Consider the following 21,076-nt stretch of genomic DNA (forward strand, 5'->3'; position numbering starts at 1 on the left):
ACGGTCCTGTGGCGAGCGGGCAAGCCCGCTCGCCACAGGAGCGCGCCCGATTTCCAGTCGTCTGGACTGAGCGCTCTCGCCATCAGGCTCCGGGGATCTGCCAACCACCGCCAAGGGCTTTGTACAAAGCAATGCTCGCCTGCACCCGCGACAGGCGCAGTTGTACATTCTGATCCTGGGCCGCATACAGCGTGCGCTGGGTTTCCAACACCGCGAGCAAGTCCTCCGCCCCCGCCTGATAACGGCTCTGGGCAATCTCGAAGGCCCGTTGCGCCTGCTTCAGCTCTTCATCCTGCCAACGCCGCTGCTGATCCAGGCCACTGATGCTGTTCAGGGCCTTTTCGACATCGGCGAAGCCGTTGACGATCGCTCCCCGGTAGCTCTCCAGCAACTCTTCCTGGCGCGCCGTGGCCCGGTCGCGCTCGGCCCGCAGGCGGCCGTTGTTGAAGACCGGCGCGAGCAGCCCGGCACTCAGGGTGTAGAAGGGCGTGCGCAAGGCATCGGCGACCTCGGTGGACTCCGAACCCAGCCCGGCGCCCAGGGTCAGCTTCGGCAACAAGGCGACCCGCGCCACCTCGACATCCGCCTGGGCCGCCGCCAACTGGGCTTCGGCCCGGGCAATGTCCGGGCGGCGGCGCAGCAGTTCGCTGGGCACGCCGGCGTCAATCGAAGGCCAGGTCAGGCTGCTGAAGGGCCGGGCACCGATCTGCAGGGCCTGGACCGGTTTGCCCAGCAACGCGGCCAGGGTCACCAAGGACTCACCGGCCTGCTGGCGTACCAGCGGCAATTGTCGTTCCTGGCTGGCCACCAGGCTCTTCTGCTGGGCCAGTTCGAGCGCCGTGGCGGAACCGGCGTCGTAACGGGTCTGGACCAATTCCAGTACGCGCCGGGCGTTGCTCAGGTTCAACCCGGCGATGGCTTCCTGCTCACGGGCGGACAGGGTCCGCGCATACTGATCGGCGACGCCGCCCAGCAGGGTCAACTCCACGGTTGCCCGATCAAACTCGCTGGCCCGCAGGGTCTGCACGGCGCTGTCGCGCGCGGCGGCCAGGCCACCCCAGAAGTCCACCTCGTAGCTGGCGTTGAGGCTGGCGCCAAAGCTTTTGCTGCTGTTGTCGCTGTCGGCATTGTCGCGGTTGCTCAGCAACTGGCTGCGGCTGCCATCCAGCCCCAGGGTCACTTGTGGCAGCAGCGGGGTGCCGGCGATCACCGCCGTGGCCTGGGCCTGGCGCACACGGGCGAGAGCGGCGGCGAGGTCATGGCTGTCGGCGCGGGCCTGCTCGATCAGCAGGTCCAGTTCCGGGCTGCCGAAGCGTTGCCACCAGAGAACGCTGGCCTGTTCGGCGCTGTGTCGGGTTTCGAACTGCCACTGGGCCGGTGGTGCCGCCACATTGTCCGAACGTGGCGCGGGCCCGCCGCAGGCATTGAGCAGCAGGCAAATCGTCAACAGGGAAAAGCGCGGTTTCATGGATTCGATCATTCACTGGTAAGCGCTGTGACCGGGTCTAGCCGGGCAGCTTTGCGGGCCGGCATGAAGCCGAAGAGGACGCCGGTCACCAACGCGCAGGCAAAGGCGCCGATCACGGCGCTCAGGGAAAACGCCACGGCGACCTTGGCCAGCAGCAGGACACCGCCGACGCCCAGGGCCAGGGCCACGCCGGTCAGGCCGCCGACCACCGAGAGCATTACTGCCTCGGTGAGAAACTGGCGCAGGATGTCGCGCTGGCGGGCGCCGGTGGCCATGCGGATGCCGATTTCCCGGGTGCGTTCGCGTACGGTCATGAGCATGATGTTCATCACGCCAATGCCGCCCACCAGCAACGAGATGGCGGCAATCGAGCCGAGCATCAGTGACAGGGTGTTCTGGGTACGGGCCTCGGCCTGGATCATCGCGGCGTTGTTGGTCAGGCGAAAATCCCGGCGGCCGTCATGCATGCGCAGCATCACCTGGTCGATGGCCTTTTCGGCGTCCCGGACATTGCGCCCATCGCGGGTGGCAATGGCCACATATTCCGGATTGCGCGTGCCGAACAAGCGCACGCTGGCGGCGGAATAGGGGATCGCCACGCGGTCGTCGCTGTCGGTTTCGCCGGAGGTGGCACCTTTTTCCTGGAGCACGCCGACCACCTGGAACGGCACGTTTTCGATCAGCACGTACTGGCCGACGGGGTTGGCGACGTCCTTGAGCAGTTTGTCGCGGATCTTGTGGCCGATCACCGCCACGGCGGCCCCGGCGTCGGCGTCGGCCTGGGTGAAGTAGCTGCCCTCGACCACCGGCCAATTGAAGATCGCCGGAAACTGCGTGTCATTGCCACCGACATAGGCGGTGTGGTCGAGGTTGCCGAAGCGCACCACGGCGTCGGCCCCGTTGACCGGCATGATCATTTTCACCTGGGGCAGCGCCGCCAGCGCCGCCACGTCGTCCAGGCTGATAATCCCCAGCGGTGCCCGTGGCGCCGCCGGTGCGCCACTCAGGTAGATGATGTTCGAGCCGAAGGCGCCCATCTGCGCGATCACCTGGCGCTTGCTGCCTTCGCCGACCGCGAGCATCACCACCACCGAGGCGACGCCGATGACGATGCCGAGCAAGGTCAGGGCGGTGCGAAAGCGATTGATCCACATCACCCGCCAGGCGGCCTGCACGGCGTCCACCAGCTCGCTTTTCCAGGCGCCGCGGTAGGCGCTGCCGTCGTTCAGGCGCTGGCGCAGGTCGATGGCCTGCAGGGCGACGGGGTCGTTGCCGCGAGGTTGCTCCGGGTGGTCGCGGGCGGTGTCGCTGATGATCAGGCCGTCGCGGATCTCGATGATCCGTTTGGCCCGGGCGGCGACTTCGCGGTCATGGGTGATCAGGATGATCACATGGCCCTGGCTGGCCAGTTCGTCGAGCAGCGCCATGACTTCGGCACCGCTGTGGCTATCGAGGGCGCCGGTGGGTTCGTCGGCGAGAATGATATGGCCGCCGTTCATCAGGGCGCGGGCAATCGACACCCGCTGTTGTTGGCCGCCGGACAACTGGTGCGGGCGGTTGCCGCTGCGGCTGGCCAGGCCCAGGCGGTCGAGCAGGGCGGCGGCCCGGGACTGGCGCTCGGCGGCCGGTGTGCCGGCGTAGATCGCCGGCATTTCGACGTTCTCGCGGGCCGAGCCGGAAGGAATCAGGTGGTAGCCCTGGAACACGAAGCCGAAGGCCTCGCGGCGCAGCCAGGCGAGGGCGTCGCTGTCCAGTTCGGCGACGTTTTCCCCGGCGAACAGGTAGCGCCCAGAGGTCGGCCGGTCGAGGCAGCCGAGGATGTTCATCAGGGTGGATTTGCCCGAGCCGGAGGCCCCGACAATGGCGACGAACTCACCGGCGTGGATCGCCAGGTCGATGCCGCGCAGCACCTGCACCTCGGGGCTGTCGCCGCCGCCATAGGCCTTGCGGATGTCCTGCAGGTCGATCAGTGGCGTTTGCATTCAACCTCCACTGCCGGTGACGGGGCCGATCAGCAGGTGATCACCCTCGGCCAGTCCATCGAGGACCTGTACCCGCAGGCGATCACTGATGCCGGTGCGAACCTGGCGCGTCTGGATCTCGCCGTTGCTGCTGACCACCCGGGCCGTCTGCTGCGTTGCCCGCGAGTCGCCTTGCAGGGCGGCAATCGGTGCGGTCAGGACGTTTTGCGCCTGGTCGGCGACGAAGAACACCTGGGTGGTCATGTCCGCCATCAAGGTCTGGTCGGTGTTGTCGACATCCAGCAGCACGGTGTAGAGCACCACCCGCGAGCTGCCGCTTTTGCTACTGGTGCTGGAACTGCTGCTGCTCTGGCTCCCGGCCTCGAGGGGCTTGGGGGGAACGGGGAGAATTTGTCGGACCGTGCTGGTCCAGCGCCGGTTGCCACCGCTCAAGGTGGTGAAATAGGCGTGCATCCCGGCTTTGACATGACCGATATCGGCCTCCGAGACTTCCGCCCAGACCGTCATCGGCGACAACCGGGCGATGCGCAGGATTAGTGGTGTCTGTTGCTGGGCGTTGAGGGTCTGGCCTTCGCGGGCGTCGAGTGCGACCACGGTGCCGCTCATGGGCGCGTAGATGCGCGTGTAACCCAATTCCGCCTCGTCGCTGCGCAGGCTGGCCTGGGCCTGGAGGATCTGCGCGCGGAACATGTCGATGCGCGCCTGGGTGGTGCGCAACTCGGCCTGGGCCGCTTGCACGTCCTCGCTGCGGGTGGCGCCGCCGGCACTGAGCTGTTGCTGGCGCTGGTATTTCTGCCGGGCCAGGTCGTGCAGGGCACGTTGCTCCTGGAGCTGGGCCTTGAGGTTTTCAATCGAGTAGCGAGCGGCATCGAGCCGGGCCTGCTGGGTGGAGGGGTCGATCTCCACCAGCAATTGGCCTTCCTTGACCTGGTCGCCGATTTCCACGTGGATCTTGTGGATTTGCCCGGACGCCTGGGCCCCGACATCGACGTAACGACGTGGATGCAGGGTGCCGAGGGCGGTGACGCTGCTTTCGATGTCGCCGCGAGTGACGGTGACGGTGGCGAAGCGGTCAAGTCCCGGTGGGAGGATCTGCCAGGCGGCGAGGGCGACGACAGGGATCAGGCAAAGCGTGACAAGCAGGGCGCGGCGGGTGCGTCGGGGACGGTTCATGCAGGGTTCCAGCCGATGGAAAGTCGATCCGTGACGACGCGGTCGGGCACACGGGGGCGCCGCAGCGCTCGTTGTCGCCGGGCGACAAACACGGGAGCTGCAAGATAGACGAGAGGTCGGCGGGCGAATTTAAGTCCAGACCGTGGAGTTTTCGAGGTATTTGCGTCGGGAGGGTAAGGGAGGATTGGAATCTATATGAGAATTATTATAAATTACGCGCACTGCAAACAGCCCTTATCATGAGGTCCCGAGCCGGACGCTGCCGATCATGCTCAAGGACAGCCCCGCCGGGTGTGCGGACAGGAGTCAGGTTGGAAAGCTACTACCGCGAGCTGGTGTGTTTCCTCAATTCCCGACTGGGCAATCGCCAGGCGGCCGAAGACGTTGTGCACGATGCCTATGTGCGGGTGCTCGAACGTTCGAGCGATACCCCGATAGGGCAGCCACGGGCCTTCCTCTATCGCACGGCGATGAACCTGGTGATCGATGAGCATCGGCGCAATACCGTTCGCCAGAACGAACCCCTGGACGTGCTCGACAGCGATGAGCGGTTTTTCAGCCCGTCCCCGCAAATCTCCCTGGACCATGGCCTGCGCCTGGAAATGTTGCAGCAGGCCCTGGCGGAGCTGTCGGCGCCGTGTCGCGACAGCTTCACCTTGCGCAAGATCGAGGGCCTGTCCCACCCGGAGATCGCCGAGCGCCTGGGGATTTCCCGCAGCCTGGTGGAAAAACACATCGTCAATGCCATGAAGCACTGCCGTGTACGGCTGCGTCAGTGGGAAGCGAGCTGAGCCGCAGGCACTGACAGCATTGCATTCACCAGGATGTGCTATGTCTGCGTCACCGCGCAGACACGAGAACTTCCATGCAGGCCCTGAACAACATCAACCTCGATTCCATGGTCGACACCTTCGTCAGCCTCAGTGCGGCCTTTATCCTCGGCGGCCTGATCGGTTTTGAGCGCCAGTACCGCCAACGCACCGCCGGCCTGCGCACCAACGTCCTGGTGGCGGTGGGGGCGGCGATCTTCGTCGACATGGCCAATCGACTGGGAGGCGCCGAAGGGGCCGTGCGGGTGGTGGCTTATGTGGTCTCGGGCATCGGCTTTCTTGGCGCCGGGGTGATCATGCGTGAAGAGGGCAATGTCCGTGGCCTGAACACCGCCGCAACCCTCTGGGCCTCGGCGGCGGTCGGCGCCTGTGCCGGTGCCGACCTGATTCTCGAAGCCCTGCTGGGGACCCTGTTTGTCCTCGCGGCCAACACCCTGCTGCGACCGATCGTCAACTACATCAACCGCCAGCCGCTGGACGTGGTCTCGGCGGAAGTCACCTATATCCTCTATCTGATTGTCCGACGGGCCCAGCAGAAGACCGTCCTGTCGTTGCTGGAAAAGGAGCTGGAGCGCAGCAACTACCCGGCCAGCGACGTCGAGGTACGACCCTTCGGCGACGAAGAAGTGGAAATCGAAGCGACCCTGGCAATCACCTCGGTGGACGGCGACGAACTCGATGCCCTGGTGGCGCGGCTGTCGACCTCAAGCATGGTGCAGCAGGCGTTCTGGAGCCCGAGTACCACCGACTGAAGATCTCCCCCCCCGGCACCGCTCAGTCGGTGCCTCATGCTACGAGATGGATGCAAGCTTCCTGGAAGCGACGGGTATCTTGGGATTTTCCCTACAGATGCTCCTGGGACCTCTGGTTAAAGTGGCCGACCTTGTTCAGCCCTCACGCCTTGAACCTGACATCCACAGGCCGGAATGGCCGTACTTCCACCGTCTAGCCACAGCAGAAATTGAGAATTTTCCTATACTGTATTTCGCTATTTCCCTCTCTTTTTTTCGATGCAAGCACGTTCCCGTCTCAAGCAGTGGCTGGCGTACTTCTTGAGGATTTGCAATGCGCACAGCTCTGATAGTTGACGATCACCCGTTCATTCGCATGGCCATCAAGGTCTTGCTGGAAAAGGAGGGGTTCAAGGTCGTGGCCGAGGCCGACAACGGCGTCGATGCGGTGCAATTTGCCCGGGAGCTGTCGCCCAGCCTGATTGTCATGGACCTCAATATCCCCCGGCTCGATGGCCTGGAAGCCATCAAGCGGCTGACCGACCTGCACCTGCCGAGCAAGCTGGTGGTGCTTACCGAACAGTCTCCGGAGTTCTACTCCGAGCGTTGCATGCGTGCCGGGGCCATGGGTTATATCTCCAAGACCGCCGAGTTGATCGAGTTACGCCTGGCCATCCAGGCGGTCATGCTCAACAAGAGCTTCTTCCCGCGTCTGGAGGGGCATGCCCAAGGCCTCGGCGCCAGCGTTTCGGAGCCGGCGCTGATCGAAAGCCTGAGCAACCGCGAGCTGAGCATCCTGCGCTACCTCGCCCGGGGGGTGAAGAACAAGGACATCAGCGAACTGATGCTGCTCAGTGACAAGACGGTCAGCACCTACAAGACCCGCCTGATCGACAAGCTCAATCTGAAGTCGGTGGTGGCGCTGGCGGAGTTCGCCAAGCGCAACCAGTTGATCTGAAGGACGCCGGGAAAATCCCTCAATCCCACTGCGGTGCGAGGCCCGCCGGGCTGGTCAGGCGGTGGCCGCGTTCGAGGCCGGCGATCTTCGCCATGTCTTCAGCACTTAAATGCAGGTCCCGGGCCTTGAGGTTGCTCGCCAGGTTCTCCCGTCGGGTCGACGACGGAATCACCGCATAACCCAGTTGCAGGGCCCAGGCCAGGGTCACCTGCGCCGCAGTCGCCTGGTGCTGCTGGGCGATCTGCTGAATCACCGGGTCCTTCAGCACTTCACCGTAGGCCAGGGTCATATAGGACGTGATCGGGATGCCCTGGTCCTGTGCCGCCGCCACCACCTTGCGGTTTTGTAGGTAGGGGTGCAGTTCGATCTGATTGGTGGCGATCTGATCGGCACCGACGGCGGCAATGGCCCGTTGCATCAGGTCGAGGGTGAAGTTGGAAACACCGATCTCACGGGTCAGGCCCAGTTGCTTGGCTTCCAGCAGCGCGCCCATGAATTCGGCGACCGGCACCTGGTCCTCCGGCGATGGCCAGTGGATCAGGGTCAGGTCCAGGTAATCGGTGCGCAGTTTGCGCAGGCTTTCCTTGAGGCTGGGGATCAGGGCGTCCTTGCCCAGGTTGGCGATCCAGATCTTGCTGGTGATAAACAACTCGTCACGGGGGATGCCGCTGGCGGCAATGGCTTGGCCGACCTCGGCTTCGTTTTCGTAGATCTGCGCGGTATCGATGACCCGGTAGCCCAACTCGAGAGCAGTGCTGACCGAGTCGATGACAACCTGGCCTTGCAGGCGGAAGGTACCCAGGCCGAAGGCGGGAACAGACATGTTTGACTCCTGAAGTGACAGTGGGAATGAGCAGGAGTATCCCCATCCCTATCTTTGAGAAAAAGTAGGGGTGGGGAAAAGGACTCTTTACCAATGAGCACGAATAAGCGGAGTCTCAGGTCAGCCCTCGACGGCCTCCAGCAGTGTCGCGATGCCCTGGCCGCCAGCGATGCATTGCGTGGCAATGGCGTAGCGTCCACCGGTGCGTTGCAGCAGGGCCGCGGCCTTGCCGGTGATGCGCGCGCCGGTGGCGCCCAGGGGATGACCGATGGCCAGGGCGCCGCCGTCGAGGTTGATCCGGCCGCGATCCAGGTCGAGTTCCCGCAGGCAGGCCAGGGACTGGCTGGCAAAGGCTTCGTTGATTTCCACCAGGTCGATATCGCCGATCTGCAAACCGGCCCGTTGCAGCACCTTGCGGGTCGCGTGGACCGGGCCCATGCCCATGATCTCCGGTGGGCAGCCGGCCACCGCGACCGCCTTGATCCGCGCCAGGATCGACAGGCCGCGCTCGCGGGCGAAGGTTTCGCTGCACACCAGCACGGCGGCGCTGCCATCGGTCAAGGGCGAGGCGGTGCCGGCGGTGACGCTGCCGTCGAACGCCGGTTTCAGTCCGCCGAGACCTTCCAGGCTGGTGCCGGGGCGAATGCAGCCGTCCTCCCTGACCCAGCCATTCGGCGTTTCGATGGCGATGATTTCGTCCGTCAGGCGGCCTTGTTCACGGGCCTGGGCCGCCTTGGCATGGGACTCGACGGCGAGGCTTTCCTGCTCGGCCCGGCCAATGTCGTAGCGCCGCGCGACTTCTTCGGCGGTGTAGCCCATGGGCATGTACACCTCGGGGTGGTCGCGCATCAGCGTCGGGTTCGGCGAGATATTGAAGCCGCCCATGGGCACGCGGGTCATGGATTCCACGCCGGCACAGAGGAAGGCCTCGCCGGCTCCCAGCAGGATTTGTCCGGCGGCGTAGTGCACGGCACTCATGGATGAGCCGCAGAAGCGGTTGATGGTCGCGCCGCCGAGGCTGTCCGGGAAACCGGCGCGGAAGCTGGCGATGCGGGCGATATTCATGCCTTGCTCGGCTTCCGGATAGGCGCAGCCCATGATCAGGTCTTCGAGGTCGGCGGGGTCGACGCCGAGCTTGTCCACCAGGCCGCGCAGCACCTGGGCGGCGAGGTCGTCGGGGCGGATATCGATCAGCGCGCCTTTTTTCGCGAACTGGAAGGGCGAGCGGGCGTAGCCGGCGATCACGATGGAGGTCATGGCGAAACTCCTGCGGGGTTGAATGATGGCTGAAATTTCATTGGGCGCCACCTTACCGGTAGGAGCCGGCTTGCTGGCGATGGCGTCCTTGAGAGCGCTATCGCCAGCAAGCTGGCTCCTACAGGGTAGGGCGGCGATCTCTCAACTGCGTGGTTGAAGAATCATGCAAGTGGTCGAGCCGGTGGCATAAAGCCGCCCGTCGACGTCATAAATCCGCCCTTCGGCGAGGGCCGTGGAGCGCCCGAGGTGGACGATCTTGCCCTCGGCCCGAATCGGCCCGCTGCCGCTGGTCAGGGCCCGGACATAACTGATACGCAGGTCCAGGGTGGTGTAGCCCTGGCCTTTTTGCAGGCGGGTATGAATGGCGCAACCCATGCACGAGTCGAGCAAGGTCGCGGCGTAGCCGCCATGGACGCTGCCCAGTGGGTTGTAGTGGCGGGCGTCCGGGGTGCCCTGGAACACGAAGCGCCCCTCGGACCATTCGATCGGAATAAAGTCCAGCAAGGCGCCGATTGGCGGCGAGGGCAGCTCGCCGTTGCCGATACCGTCGAAAAACTCCGCCGGCGTCAGTTGGCTGACCTCGGCCAGGGTCAGGCTGCCGGGACCTTGCAGGCGCTCGCGCAGGGCCTGCTCCTCGGCGATCCATTGGGCCAGGGTGACGTCGCGGTTCGGGGTTTGCATGGGCGGCTCCTGATCGATATGGAAGATTACAGGTGTAATATTTTGTTCGATATTATGTCCGAAATATAAATTAATCCAGCACCCGGTGGATGAGTGGGTGATCGTCCTGACAGTGGAACGATGAAGCTGTTTTTTGCCGTCTAGCGCCAAAAACCGCTTGAATCTAAGCTGTGCCCCATGATTATGGAGGTACCCATGAAAAAGATTCTCGGTCTCTACACCAGCCCCAGGGGCCATTGGGTCGGCGACGGCTTTCCGGTACGTACGCTGTTTTCCTATGACAACCTGGGTCAGCACATCAGTCCGTTCCTGATGCTGGACCACGCCGGCCCTGCCGACTTCTCCCCGACCACCCAACGCCGTGGCGTCGGCCAGCACCCCCATCGCGGCTTTGAAACCGTGACCATCGTCTATGACGGTGAAGTGGAGCACCGCGATTCCACCGGGGCCGGTGGCGTGATCGGCCCGGGCGATGTGCAATGGATGACCGCTGCTGCGGGGATCATCCACGAGGAGTTCCATTCCGAAGCCTTCGCCCAGCGTGGTGGTCGCTTGGAAATGGTCCAGTTGTGGGTCAACCTGCCGGCCCGGGACAAGTCGGCGCCGGCCGGTTACCAGGGCATTCTCGACAGCGATATTCCACGGATCGCCCTCAAGGACCAGGCCGGCAGCCTGCGCCTGATCGCCGGTGAATTCGACGGTCGGCAGGGGCCGGCGCGGACCTTCACGCCGATGGATGTGTGGGATATCCGCCTGAACGCCGGGAAAACCCTGGCGCTGGACCTGCATGAAGGTCGCAGCACGGTGCTGGTGGTCCTGCGCGGCGCGGTGCGGATCAATGACGAGCAGTTGGCACAACCGGGGCAATTGGTGGTGTTCGACCGCGCCGGCCGCGAGCTGTCGTTGCATGCCGATGTCGATGCGATGGTATTGCTGCTTAGCGGCGAGCCGATTGACGAGCCGATTGTCGGTCATGGCCCCTTCGTGATGAACAGCGAAGCCGAGATCCACCAGGCCTTTACCGACTTCCACGCCGGCCGTTTCGGGCAGATGCACGACTGACGACGCGCAGCGGTCCTCGTTCCCCGAGGACCACTCCGCCGTCGCCAATATAAAGCTATAACTCCATGAAGCCGTTCTGTGCGATCTTCGCGCCGCCGACGGCTTTTTCATGGAGTGGCTCGATGCCCGACCTGTTGTCTGAACATCCTCTCTTTTGTGCCTTGTTGCTGATCGTCGCCGACTTGATCTTGTGGCACCTGATCGGCAGCAAGAGCGGCACCTGGAAACTGGCGGTGCGCCTGACGGTGTTCTCGCTGTTCAGCCTGCTGTTGTTCAACGAAGGCATGAACCCGTTGCAGACCGCGCCCTGGCCGGATGATGTGCCGCGGCATCTGGCGGCCACCGGCTTGCAGATCGGTTGGTGGCTGTTCGGCGCGCGGACCCTGACGGTCCTGCTCGGCACGGTGATGATGCAGCGGGTCGGGCATGCCGGACGGCTGGTGCAGGATGTGCTGGGGGCGATCATCTTCCTGATCGCCATTGTCGCGGCGGCGGCCTATGTCCTCGACCTTCCGGTCAAGGGCGTGCTGGCGACGTCCGGGGCCCTGGCGATTATTGTCGGCCTGGCCTTGCAGAGCACCCTCAGCGACGTGTTTTCCGGGATTGTGCTGAATGCCACCAAGCCTTATCAGGTCGATGACTGGGTTTCCATCGATGGCACCGAGGGGCGGGTCGTCGATATCGATTGGCGCGCCACTCGCCTGCAGACCTCCCAGGGCAGCATGGCGGTGGTGCCCAACTCCTTGGCGGCCAAGGCCAAGATCGTCAACTTCAGCCGGCCCAGCGATATGCACGGGCTATCCATCAGCGTGCAGGTCAGCCCGCATTCCCGACCCCTAGTGGTGATCGATGCCCTGGAGCGGGCCATGCTCGGCTGCCGCGCCTTGCTGCCGACCCCGGCGCCCTGTGTGACGCTGAAAAGCTCCAGTGCCGAGGGCGCGGAATACGAAATCAATGGTTTTGTGGTGTCCATGGGCGAGAAGCGCGAAGTGCGCAATCAGCTCTACGACCTGGCGTTCCGCCACTTGCGCGCCTCGGGTGTGAGCCTGCTGTCCAGCGGCGAGAGTGCCGCGCCGGTGAATCTGTCGCGCCCGCGCCGGTTGTTGGAAAGCTCTTCGATTTTCTCCACCTTGCGTTCGGAGGAGAAGGACACCTTCAGCGAGAACATGCAGGCGCAGATGTTCCGTGCCGGTACTGAGATCATGGCGCGTGGCGAGGTCAGTGATCACCTGTTCATCATCGAGTCCGGGGTGGTTTCGGTGACGTTGTTGCGCGGCAATGTGCCGGTGGAGGCCGGGCGGATGGGACCGGGCGAGGTGATCGGCGAGGCCGGGGTGCTGGCCGATATGGCGGTGGTGGCGGATTTCACCGCCAAGACCGACTGCGTGCTGTACCGCATTGAAAACGAGTACCTCAAGCCGTGCCTGGAAGCCCGGCATGACATCGGGGAGGCCATGAAGAGCCTGCTCGACCGGCGCTTGAGCGCGGTGCAGAACTTCACCCGTGAAGTGCCCAAACCGCTGGAAAAGCGTGGGTTCATGCAGTGGTTGCGCAGCCGGACCTGACGTTGCCTGGGGTTCGACGTCCTCACGGGTTTGTGCTTCACCGCAAAAAATGCGTCGGGCCCTGGCTTTTGTAGGAGCTGGCTTGCCAGCGATGAGGCCCTTGAGCCTTGCAGCGTTCTTGCTGGTGCCATCGCGAGCAAGCTCGCTCCTACAGGGGAAAGGGGGCGACGATATTTTGTTGGGGTCTGCGGACTTTTAGGTGGCGTCGGATCTGGACGCCCTGGAGGCTCAGAGAGAAAGCCCCAGGGCGCGGAAGCCCAGCATCAGGGCCGCCGTCACACCGACGATGGCAAACAGTTGTTGCAGCCGCGGCCCGGCGAGATGCCCGGCGATCTGTCGCCCAATCACCAGTCCCACCACCGCGCCCGCAGCAAAAGGGGCTCCGACCGACCAGTGCATCGACCCGGATAGCGTCGCTGTGACCACGCTGCCGACGGACACCAGCGCAATCACCGCCAGGGACGTGGCGACAATGCTTTTGCTGTCCAGGTTGGTATAGCGGGTCAGGGCCGGGATGATCACAAAACCGCCGCCAACCCCGAGCAGGCCGGACAACAAGCCGGACAACATCCCGGTGAACGTCAGAGCCCGAGCACAGGGCAGGGTCCAGCGCAGCCGACCTTGCAGCGGATTCAGCACGCAGGGCCGGAACTCGGCGCGCGGCGCGGGCTGACCGAACTTCAGCTCATGGCGGGCCTTGTTGAAGATCCGTGCGCAGGCATAGAACATCACCAGGGCAAATCCCAGTGCCAGGGGTTCGTTGGGCAACCGATGGGCCAGCCAGAAGCCCAGCGGCGTCAGCAGGATGCCGATCCCGGCAATAAATCCCGCGGCCCGATAACGCACGATACCCTGGCGTAATCCCAGCAGCGCGCCGACCCCGGCCGCCAATCCCACCGCCAGCAAGCCGATGGGCGCGGCCTCGACCATCGACAGTCCGACTCCGAAGACCAGCAGTGGCACGGCCAGGATGCCGCCGCCGGCGCCGGTCAGGGCGAGGATCGCACCGATCAGCAGGCCCAGCCCGGAACCCATCAGGAGATGTTCGTTCATGCGGATTGCTTGTCCGTTTTCAGGGTGGGACGGGCCAGCCACTCACGGCCCTTGAGCATGCCGCGCCAGTACAGCGGCGGCAGGATCCGTTCCTTCAGCCACCAGGCCAGGCGCGTCGGTTTGCGCCCGTCGAGCAACCAGGGGGCGAACGTCGGAGCCAGCTTGCCACCGTAGGTGAATTCGGCGAGGACGATCTTGCCGCGCTCCACGGTCAGCGGGCAGGAACCGTAACCATCGTAGGTGGCTTGCCGAGGCAAACGGCCGAGGGCCACCAGCACGTTATTGGCCACCACCGGCGCCTGCTTGCGCGCGGCGGCGGCGGTCTTGGCGTTGCTGGTGTTGGTCACATCGCCGAGGCCGTGGATATTGGCGAACTGACGGTGTTGCAGCGTCGCCGGATCGACGTCGACCCAGCCGGCGGCATCGGCCAGGGGGCTGGCGCGAATAAAGTCCGGGGCCACCTGTGGCGGTACCACATGCAGCATATCGAATGAGCGCACCAGGGTTTCCCGCGTACCGTCGGCCAGGGTGCGGGCGAAGGTCGCCTTTTTGGCCGGGCCGTCGACCGCCACCAGGCTGTGACCGAATTGCAGGTCGATCGCGTACTTGTGGATGTACTCCATCAGCGCCGGTACATAGTCGGCGACGCCGAACAGCACCGCGCCAGCGTTGAAGAAACGCGCATTGATCCGCTCCAGGCGTCCACGCTTGAGCCAGTGATCGCAGGACAGGTACAAGGCCTTCTGCGGCGCCCCGGCGCATTTGATCGGCATCGGCGGCTGGCTGAACAGGGCCTCGCCTTCCTGAAGTTCCTGCACCAGTTTCCAGGTGTAGGGCGCGAGGTCGTAGCGGTAGTTGGAGGTCACGCCATTGCGTCCGAGGGTCTCTTCGAGCCCATCGATGGCCGCCCAGTCCAGCTTCAGGCCGGGGCAGACGATCAACTGTTCGTAACCGACCCGGCTCTGGTCGGTGAGGACCACTTCGTGACCGTGGGGGCCGAAGGCGCTGACCGCCGCCTTGATCCAGCGCACGCCACGGGGAATCAGCGCGGCCAGGGGCCGGGCGGTCGACTCGGGGCGAAACACCCCGGCGCCGACCATCGTCCAGCCGGGTTGGTAATAGTGGGTGTCGGCCGGGTCGATAATCGCGATATCCAGGTCCGGTGCCCGGGCCAGCAGGCTGGCGGCCACGGCGATACCGGCCGCGCCGGCGCCGATGATCAGGATCTGGTGATGGGAAACGGCAGTCGAAGACATGGTGTCGGGTCCTGGTTCAGAGGGCATTGAGCGGGATCTTCAGATAGCGCACGCCGTTGGCTTCGGGCTCGGGCAACTGGCCGCTGCGCATATTGACCTGCACCGCCGGCAGCATCAGCACCGGCATATCGAGCGTCGCATCACGGGCTTCGCGCATGCTGACGAAGGCGTCCTCGTCGATGCCCTCATGGATATGGATATTGTTGGCGCGCTGTTCGGCGACGGTGGTCATGTAGCGCAGTTCGCGGCCGCCCGGCAGGTAGTCGTGGCACATGAACAGCCGGGTCTGAGCCGGCAGTGCCAGCAGTTGCCGGATCGAGCGGTAGAGGGTGCGGGCATCGGCGCCGGGGAAGTCGCAGCGGGCGGTGCCGTAGTCGGGCATGAACAGGGTGTCGCCGACAAAGGCGATCAGTTCGTCGCCGGACTCGATCAGGTAGCTCATGCAGGCCGGGGTATGTCCCGGCGTGTGCAGGGCGCGGGCCTTCAGGGTGCCGATAGTGAACTCGGCGCTGTCACCGAGCAGCACGTCGAACTGGCTGCCGTCGCGGTGGAAGTCAGAACCTTCATGGAAGAGTTCGCCGAAGACCTGCTGGACCACGGTGATATGGCTGCCGATGGCGACCTTGGCGCCCAGCTGTTCCTTCAAATAGGCCGCCGCCGAGAGGTGATCGGCGTGCACGTGGGTTTCCAGGATCCATTCCACCTGCGCGTCCAGTTCGCGGACCCGGGCGATCAGCCGATCGGCTGACGCGGTGCGGGTGCGCCCGGACTTGGGATCGTAGTCGAGGACGCTGTCGATCAGCGCACAGCGGCGGGTGCTGGTGTCCAGTACCAGGTAGCTGATGGTCCAGGTGTCGGGATCGAAAAAGGCTTCTACGGCTAGCTTGTCGCCAAAGGTCATTGCGGACTCCGGATGTCGTCGGCGGGTATTGGGCTCCTACAGGGTGTGTGCTCAATATCCCGTTCCTGTCTGTCAGATAGATCAATAAGCATGCCAAACTATGATTTTGATTTTTACGAGTCATTGCTGATTTATATCAACCTGTTCGACGAAATTTTGTGATTCGTAAACGTGTGTCAGAACAATTGGCAGTCATTTTGGCAGTTGATGGCAGTCAATGGCAGAAAGCCCGCGCATGCAGTAAGCTCCTGCTTCCATCCGGGAGTTGCCATGACCATCCTTGCCACCGACCTTGCCCGTCCCGATATGCGGGCCCTGGTGTCTTACCTGGAACACGACCTGGCGCCGACCATCGTCCTCGACACCGACTACAACATCGTCGCCGCCAACACCGCCTACCAGCGCCAGTTCGGGGTAGAGGGGCGACCCCATGTCGGCGCGAAATGTTTTCGGGTCTCCCATCAGTTCGCGGTGCCCTGCGACCAGGCCGGCGAGCATTGCCCCATGCGCAAGGCCCACGAAAGCCGTTTGCCCGAGCGCGTCCTGCATATCCATCACACGCCACGGGGCCCCGAGCACGTCGATGTGGAATTGCGGCCGTTACTGGACGCCCAGGGTGAAGTGGTCGGTTATGTCGAACGCCTGAATACCGTCACCGTGGCTTCGGCCCAGCCGCAGCATCAGGGCCTGGTCGGCCGTTCGGCGCCGTTCAAGGAGGCGTTGAGTGCCTTGCAACGGGCGGCGCCGTCGCCGATTCCGGTGCTGCTGCAAGGCGAATCCGGCACCGGCAAGGAACTCTTTGCCCGCGCCCTGCACGAGGGCAGTCCAAGGGCCGGCGGGCCGTTGGTGGTGGTCGACTGCACCGGGCTGACCGAAACCCTGCTGGAAAGTGAACTCTTCGGTTACGAAAAGGGCGCTTTCACCGGCGCCTTGCAGCGCAAGATCGGCCTGGCTGAAGCGGCCCATGGCGGCACGCTGTTCCTCGACGAGATCGGTGAGGTGCCGTTGGCGATGCAGGTCAAGCTGCTGCGCCTGATCGAGTCCGGCAGCTTTCGTCCGGTGGGCAGCCTGCGTACCGTGCACTCGGACTTCCGCCTGGTGTGCGCGACCCATAAACCGCTCAAGGACATGGTCGCGGCGGGCAGTTTCCGCCAGGACCTGTTCTACCGCATCAGCGCCTTTCCGATTCGCCTGCCGGCCCTGCGCGAGCGTAGCGACGACCTGCCGCTGCTGATCGACAGCCTGTTGCAGCGCCTGGCACCGGCGGCGGTGCCGCGTATCGACCCGGCGGCGATGAAGGCCCTGGGGCTGCATGACTGGCCGGGCAATATCCGCGAACTGCGCAATGTGCTGGAGCGGGCGCGGCTGTTTACCGACGACGGCATCATCCGGGTCGGCGATCTGCCCGCCGAACTGCGCCGTGAAACCGCCCCGATGGCCCCGCAACGGCAGCGCGGGCGCAACGAGCTGGAGCAGTTGGCCCACGCGTTGGCGATGTTCGACGGTTCACGCAGCGAACTGGCGAAAACCCTGGGGATGAGCGAGCGCACCTTGTATCGGCGCTTGCAGGCGCTGGAAGGGAAGGCCTGAGAACCCGGCCAGGTGCAGCAACTGCCACTTCTGCACCGCTGCAGTTCAATCGTTCGTCAGCAGTGCATTGGCGAAGAGCGTCGGGTCGGCATTGCCCCCTGACAACACCAGCACCGCGCAACGGCCTTCCAGCGCGATGCGTCCGGCCAGCAGCGCCGCGAGGCCGACCACGCCGCCCGGTTCCACCACCAGCTTGAGGTTTTCGAAGGCCCATCTCAGGGCGAAGCGAACCTCGGCATCGGTCACCGTCAGTGCGCCAGTCAATAGCCGGCGATTGATCTCGAAAGTCAGTTCGCCCGGCGCCGCCGTCAGGATCGCATCACAGATCGAGTGTCCGCCTGGCACGATATTTTGTCGGCTGCCCGCCGCCAGGGAGCGCCCGGTATCGTCGAAGCCATCCGGCTCCACCGCATAGATCGCGATCTCGGGAAACTGGCTGTGCAGGGCCACGCTGACCCCGGCAATCAGGCCGCCACCGCCGCAGGGCACCAGGGCCACCTCGGGACGCAGGCCCAGGGCCTGGGCCTGACGGGCGATTTCCAGCCCCAGGGTGCCCTGGCCGGCCATCACCCGTGGATCGTCGTAGGGCTTGACCAGCACCGCGCCGCTTTCGGCGGTCAGTGTCGCGGCGATGGCCTCGCGGTCTTCCGTCTCGCGGTCGAACAGCACCACTTGGGCACCATATTCGCGGGTGCGGCGGATCTTCAAGGCGGGCGCATCCCTGGGCATCAGGATCGTCGCCCGGATACCCAGCAGCTTGGCGGCGCAGGCCACGCCCTGGGCGTGGTTGCCGGACGAGAAGGCCAGCACGCCACGGGCGCGTTCTTCGGGGCTCAGGCTGGCGAGGGTGTTGTAGGCGCCGCGGAACTTGAACGAGCCGGTTCTTTGCAGCACTTCCGGCTTGACCAATACCCGGCCCTGGCACTGTTCATTCAGGCTGTGGAACTCCAGCAAGGGCGTTTCCACGGCGTGACCCTGGAGTCGAAGGGCGGCCTGTTCGATATCGGCCAGTTGAATGGGGTGTGAGGTCATGTCGCGCTCCTGGGTGTGCAAAGGGCTAATCTGCGGTTTTCCACGACCATTGAAAAGCGCTTGTTCGCGGTGTTGAACAACGTAAAATCCGTGGATGGACACTCAATTTCTCGAAACCTTCCTGGCGGTGATCGACTGCGGTTCCATTGCGGCGGCAGCACGCCAGTTGGATCTGGCGCCGACCACCGTGGCCCAGCAGGTCAAGGCCCTGGAAAAACAGCTCGGCAACGCTTTGCTCAGGCGCAGCGGGCATACCGTGAAGCCGACCGCGGCGGCCCATCGGATCGTCGAACGGGCTCGGTTGATTGTTCGCGAAGCCCGCGATCTGCGCGCCAGTGCTTCCAGTGGTGTGCTGCCGGTCGGGCCCCTGCGCCTGGGCGCGACCCAATATGCGCTGATGCAGATGCTGCCGCCGGCGCTGCATGAGTGGCGTCGACGTTATCCCGAGATTGAAATCTATATCGAGCCTGGCAACTCCCAGGAACTGATGGAGCAGGTGGTGAGTGGCGACCTGGACGCGGCGTTGATCGTGCATCCGTTGTTCGCCTTGCCCAAGAGTTGCGAGTGGGTCGCGCTGGTGGAGGAGCCGCTGATGTTGATCACCCCGGCGGCGATGCAGGTCGACGACGTGCTGGCGACCATCGCCAGGGAGCCTTTTATCCGCTTCAGCCGCAAGGTGGTCGGCGGCAAGTTGGTGGAGGCGTATCTGCAAGGTCATGGCCTCAAGCCCCAGTCGCAGTTCGAGCTGGATGGCATCGACATCATCGTCAAGTTTGTCGCCGAGGGCTTGGGCGTGGCGCTGGTGCCGGACCGTCCGGCGGCCAATCACGAGGCGCAAGGGGTACGCCGCTGGGAAGTCCCGGCGCCGAGGTTGTTTCGTACCCTGGGAATTGTCTGGCAGCGCGCGTCGGTACGGGCGCCGTTGGTGCTGGCGTTGAATGAGTTGATGGCTGAGTCAGGGGCCTAGTCAGCTGTAGCCGCGGCGAAGGCGATATCAGGTCGTGCGCGGTTTTGTGGTGAACCCTGATGCGAGCCAGTCAGGAACAATCTCAAGCCTGGCCGAGATTTGTGGCGAGCGGGCTTGCCCGCGCTCGGCTGCGAAGCAGTCGTAAAACCGATCACCGTGTTCTACCTGATACACCACGATCACTGGTTTCAGGGCCGCTTCGCTGCCCAGCGCGGGCAAGCCCGCTCGCCACAAGAAAGACCGTGCCAGGGTTGAGGTTTTTTTAAGCCTCGGGCATTCGTCAAACCAACGGCGCGATATTCAACCGGGTCGAACACGCCAGCAACGAACGCCGCTGCGTCGCGGCATACAGCTGCAACTCATCGATGGTTTCACGGCCCAGGGCCTGGTGGAACTGCTCTCGGTTGGAACTGCCGGCGTAATGCGCCTGGGCGTCATCCCCCAGGTTCGACTGGAAGATCCCCGCCGCACTCACCGGCAGGAAGTCCTCGTACACCAAAGGCTCGAAACACACCTGGCCGGCTTCGATCAGCGCTTCCAGTTCCCCCAACGGCAGTTCGCTGCTGCGCGCGGCAATGCCTTTCTCGGTCGGAAAATAACGGAAGTACGCCAGGCCCTGCTTGCGCATCTCGCTGTAGTTGTCGGGGAAAGCTTTGAAGGTGTTCGCCATGATCTGGTTGTAACGCGCGGCATTGGCCTCGCTGGGGAACTCACCGAGTTCCTCCCGTGCGGCGTTCAGCAAGCGGTCGTAGAGCAGGCGACCCTTGGGCGTCAGTGCCGCGCCGCGTTGTTCGATTTCGCCGAAGCGGGCCGAGTGGCTACCGGTTTCGCTGGCGTCCTGGCCGATAAAGGTGATGGCTTCCTCCAGCGCCTTGAAGCTGGTCTGGCGCAACAGGATCGGGCACTCGCGGCGCGGCGGGCCTTCGATCACCGCCTTGGGGGTGATGCCCTTGTCCGGCATGGCGTTCTGTACGGCGTCGATGTCCAGGGTGCGCGGGGTCAGGTGGTTGATATGCGGCCCCCTGAAGGCCACCACGTCGGCAATCAGCCGGTGCTGGGCATTGAGCTTCTGGTACTCGTCCAGGGACACCGTGGCGCTGTTGTGCCAGCGGAAGGTTTCCAGCGCCTGCTGGACAAATTCGGCGGCATCGGCTGAGTCGAGGCCGCCGTTCATCTCGGCCTTTTCGATCAGTTCGATGGCGCGTGGGGTGAAGATATTCCGTCGGCTGAGGATCCACTCGGCGAATTCCCGCAGGCCGTCTTCCTCGATCAGTTCCAGGCGCAGCAGCGAGGTGAAGACGCGGAACGGGCTGGCTTGCAAGGCCGTTTCATGCACGGCGCGAAAGGCCGTGGAGTGCACCGGCACACCGGCCGGCGTCAGGTCGTAATAACCCACCGGCTCCATGCCCATCACCGCGAACAGTCGACCCAGGGTCGCCAGTTCCGCAGCCGTGCCGACACGAATGGCGCCGTGGCGCTCCATGTCCAGGCGACGGATCTCGCCGGTCTGCCGCAGGCTTTCGGCCACCTGGGCATTGTCGCCCAGCACCTGTTCGTTGATCTGCGCGACCAACTCCATCAAGGCGCCGTAGAGCGGCACTTCAGTCTTGTACATCTGCGACATGGCACGGGAAAATTGCGCGCGGATTTCGTCGGGGTGGGCGAAGACAGCGGTGCTCATGAGGGGGGTACTCCGCAAAATCGGGATGACTGGACTTGGGCTGAATTCTGCGGGTGGTGGGGGACG

General features: G+C 64.3%; 18 protein-coding genes. 7 read left to right on the forward strand and 11 right to left on the reverse strand.

Going from position 1 to position 21,076, the window contains the following annotated elements; genetic code table 11:
* Positions 1-82 precede the first annotated feature (82 nt).
* From HX866_RS23915 to HX866_RS23925, 3 genes are read right to left on the reverse strand one after another with little or no spacing between them, the layout of a single operon-like run.
* Complete coding sequence (locus tag HX866_RS23915) at positions 83-1,468, reverse strand: efflux transporter outer membrane subunit (protein ID WP_177140519.1); 1,386 nt, start codon at positions 1,466-1,468, stop codon at positions 83-85.
* Positions 1,469-1,476: 8 nt separating this feature from the next.
* Entirely contained in the window at positions 1,477-3,450 is a 1,974-nt protein-coding gene (locus HX866_RS23920; RefSeq protein ID WP_177140520.1) for a MacB family efflux pump subunit, read from the reverse strand.
* The gene (locus HX866_RS23925) at positions 3,451-4,623 is read right to left on the reverse strand and encodes an efflux RND transporter periplasmic adaptor subunit (RefSeq protein ID WP_177105527.1); all 1,173 of its coding nucleotides are present in this window, start codon (positions 4,621-4,623) and stop codon (positions 3,451-3,453) included.
* 311 nt (positions 4,624-4,934) lie between these two features.
* On the opposite strand from HX866_RS23925, the gene HX866_RS23930 reads away from it, so the two are divergent.
* The 3 genes from HX866_RS23930 (at position 4,935) to HX866_RS23940 (ending at position 7,142) form a co-directional block, all read left to right on the forward strand.
* Complete coding sequence (locus HX866_RS23930; RefSeq protein WP_177095127.1) at positions 4,935-5,414, forward strand: sigma-70 family RNA polymerase sigma factor; 480 nt, start codon at positions 4,935-4,937, stop codon at positions 5,412-5,414.
* A 74-nt stretch (positions 5,415-5,488) separates the two neighbouring features.
* The gene (locus HX866_RS23935; RefSeq protein ID WP_177095129.1) at positions 5,489-6,205 is read left to right on the forward strand and encodes an MgtC/SapB family protein; all 717 of its coding nucleotides are present in this window, start codon (positions 5,489-5,491) and stop codon (positions 6,203-6,205) included.
* 313 nt (positions 6,206-6,518) lie between these two features.
* Entirely contained in the window at positions 6,519-7,142 is a 624-nt protein-coding gene (locus HX866_RS23940) for a response regulator transcription factor (RefSeq protein WP_177095131.1), read from the forward strand.
* Positions 7,143-7,161: 19 nt separating this feature from the next.
* Here the strand turns inward: HX866_RS23940 and dkgB are convergent, their stop codons facing one another.
* The 3 genes from dkgB to HX866_RS23955 form a co-directional block, all read right to left on the reverse strand.
* Positions 7,162-7,965: a 2,5-didehydrogluconate reductase DkgB gene (gene dkgB, locus HX866_RS23945; RefSeq protein WP_177140521.1), complete on the reverse strand. Its 804-nt coding sequence runs from the start codon at positions 7,963-7,965 to the stop codon at positions 7,162-7,164.
* A 120-nt stretch (positions 7,966-8,085) separates the two neighbouring features.
* On the reverse strand, positions 8,086-9,222 hold the full coding sequence (locus HX866_RS23950) for a thiolase family protein (RefSeq protein WP_177105525.1): 1,137 nt from the start codon (positions 9,220-9,222) through the stop codon (positions 8,086-8,088).
* 141 nt (positions 9,223-9,363) lie between these two features.
* Positions 9,364-9,903 carry a PaaI family thioesterase gene (locus tag HX866_RS23955; RefSeq protein WP_177105524.1) on the reverse strand — a complete coding sequence of 180 codons (540 nt, stop codon included), beginning with the start codon at positions 9,901-9,903 and terminating at the stop codon, positions 9,364-9,366.
* A 195-nt stretch (positions 9,904-10,098) separates the two neighbouring features.
* Between HX866_RS23955 and HX866_RS23960 the strand changes: the two genes are divergently transcribed.
* Together HX866_RS23960 and HX866_RS23965 are read left to right on the forward strand one after the other, a co-directional pair.
* Entirely contained in the window at positions 10,099-10,965 is an 867-nt protein-coding gene (locus HX866_RS23960) for a pirin family protein (protein ID WP_177126694.1), read from the forward strand.
* Between the two features lie 122 nt (positions 10,966-11,087).
* Positions 11,088-12,530 carry a mechanosensitive ion channel domain-containing protein gene (locus HX866_RS23965; RefSeq protein WP_177095137.1) on the forward strand — a complete coding sequence of 481 codons (1,443 nt, stop codon included), beginning with the start codon at positions 11,088-11,090 and terminating at the stop codon, positions 12,528-12,530.
* Positions 12,531-12,758: 228 nt separating this feature from the next.
* On the opposite strand, the gene HX866_RS23970 is transcribed toward HX866_RS23965, so the two are convergent.
* From HX866_RS23970 to HX866_RS23980, 3 genes are read right to left on the reverse strand one after another with little or no spacing between them, the layout of a single operon-like run.
* Positions 12,759-13,583: a sulfite exporter TauE/SafE family protein gene (locus HX866_RS23970; RefSeq protein WP_177140522.1), complete on the reverse strand. Its 825-nt coding sequence runs from the start codon at positions 13,581-13,583 to the stop codon at positions 12,759-12,761.
* Complete coding sequence (locus HX866_RS23975; RefSeq protein WP_177095139.1) at positions 13,580-14,839, reverse strand: NAD(P)/FAD-dependent oxidoreductase; 1,260 nt, start codon at positions 14,837-14,839, stop codon at positions 13,580-13,582. The genes HX866_RS23970 and HX866_RS23975 overlap by 4 nt, the downstream gene beginning before the upstream one ends.
* A gap of 16 nt (positions 14,840-14,855) precedes the next feature.
* Entirely contained in the window at positions 14,856-15,740 is an 885-nt protein-coding gene (locus HX866_RS23980) for an MBL fold metallo-hydrolase (protein WP_177095140.1), read from the reverse strand.
* Positions 15,741-16,010: 270 nt separating this feature from the next.
* Between HX866_RS23980 and HX866_RS23985 the strand changes: the two genes are divergently transcribed.
* Positions 16,011-17,330, forward strand: coding sequence for a sigma-54 interaction domain-containing protein (locus HX866_RS23985; RefSeq protein ID WP_177126696.1), 1,320 nt, complete (start codon positions 16,011-16,013; stop codon positions 17,328-17,330).
* A gap of 45 nt (positions 17,331-17,375) precedes the next feature.
* Here the strand turns inward: HX866_RS23985 and HX866_RS23990 are convergent, their stop codons facing one another.
* The gene (locus tag HX866_RS23990) at positions 17,376-18,362 is read right to left on the reverse strand and encodes a threonine ammonia-lyase (RefSeq protein ID WP_177126698.1); all 987 of its coding nucleotides are present in this window, start codon (positions 18,360-18,362) and stop codon (positions 17,376-17,378) included.
* Positions 18,363-18,456: 94 nt separating this feature from the next.
* On the opposite strand from HX866_RS23990, the gene HX866_RS23995 reads away from it, so the two are divergent.
* A complete protein-coding gene (locus HX866_RS23995) occupies positions 18,457-19,329 on the forward strand; it encodes a LysR family transcriptional regulator (protein WP_177095144.1) in 873 nt (290 codons plus the stop codon).
* A 280-nt stretch (positions 19,330-19,609) separates the two neighbouring features.
* Here the strand turns inward: HX866_RS23995 and hglS are convergent, their stop codons facing one another.
* Positions 19,610-21,010, reverse strand: coding sequence for a 2-oxoadipate dioxygenase/decarboxylase HglS (gene hglS / locus HX866_RS24000; RefSeq protein WP_177095145.1), 1,401 nt, complete (start codon positions 21,008-21,010; stop codon positions 19,610-19,612).
* Positions 21,011-21,076: the final 66 nt, after the last annotated feature.

The sequence above is a fragment of the Pseudomonas gingeri genome (genome assembly GCF_013386165.1).
Taxonomy (GTDB): Bacteria; Pseudomonadota; Gammaproteobacteria; order Pseudomonadales; family Pseudomonadaceae; genus Aquipseudomonas; species Aquipseudomonas gingeri_C.

Excerpts from the sequence above, each read along its gene's own strand:
- HX866_RS23915 (WP_177140519.1), bottom strand. The coding sequence starts at position 1,468 with ATGAAACCGCGCTTTTCCCTGTTGACGATTTGCCTGCTGCTCAATGCC.
- HX866_RS23920 (WP_177140520.1), bottom strand. The coding sequence starts at position 3,450 with ATGCAAACGCCACTGATCGACCTGCAGGACATCCGCAAGGCCTATGGC.
- HX866_RS23925 (WP_177105527.1), bottom strand. The coding sequence starts at position 4,623 with ATGAACCGTCCCCGACGCACCCGCCGCGCCCTGCTTGTCACGCTTTGC.
- HX866_RS23935 (WP_177095129.1), top strand. The coding sequence starts at position 5,489 with ATGCAGGCCCTGAACAACATCAACCTCGATTCCATGGTCGACACCTTC.
- HX866_RS23940 (WP_177095131.1), top strand. The coding sequence starts at position 6,519 with ATGCGCACAGCTCTGATAGTTGACGATCACCCGTTCATTCGCATGGCC.
- dkgB (WP_177140521.1), bottom strand. The coding sequence starts at position 7,965 with ATGTCTGTTCCCGCCTTCGGCCTGGGTACCTTCCGCCTGCAAGGCCAG.
- HX866_RS23950 (WP_177105525.1), bottom strand. The coding sequence starts at position 9,222 with ATGACCTCCATCGTGATCGCCGGCTACGCCCGCTCGCCCTTCCAGTTC.
- HX866_RS23955 (WP_177105524.1), bottom strand. The coding sequence starts at position 9,903 with ATGCAAACCCCGAACCGCGACGTCACCCTGGCCCAATGGATCGCCGAG.
- HX866_RS23960 (WP_177126694.1), top strand. The coding sequence starts at position 10,099 with ATGAAAAAGATTCTCGGTCTCTACACCAGCCCCAGGGGCCATTGGGTC.
- HX866_RS23965 (WP_177095137.1), top strand. The coding sequence starts at position 11,088 with ATGCCCGACCTGTTGTCTGAACATCCTCTCTTTTGTGCCTTGTTGCTG.
- HX866_RS23970 (WP_177140522.1), bottom strand. The coding sequence starts at position 13,583 with ATGAACGAACATCTCCTGATGGGTTCCGGGCTGGGCCTGCTGATCGGT.
- HX866_RS23975 (WP_177095139.1), bottom strand. The coding sequence starts at position 14,839 with ATGTCTTCGACTGCCGTTTCCCATCACCAGATCCTGATCATCGGCGCC.
- HX866_RS23980 (WP_177095140.1), bottom strand. The coding sequence starts at position 15,740 with ATGACCTTTGGCGACAAGCTAGCCGTAGAAGCCTTTTTCGATCCCGAC.
- HX866_RS23985 (WP_177126696.1), top strand. The coding sequence starts at position 16,011 with ATGACCATCCTTGCCACCGACCTTGCCCGTCCCGATATGCGGGCCCTG.
- HX866_RS23990 (WP_177126698.1), bottom strand. The coding sequence starts at position 18,362 with ATGACCTCACACCCCATTCAACTGGCCGATATCGAACAGGCCGCCCTT.
- HX866_RS23995 (WP_177095144.1), top strand. The coding sequence starts at position 18,457 with ATGGACACTCAATTTCTCGAAACCTTCCTGGCGGTGATCGACTGCGGT.
- hglS (WP_177095145.1), bottom strand. The coding sequence starts at position 21,010 with ATGAGCACCGCTGTCTTCGCCCACCCCGACGAAATCCGCGCGCAATTT.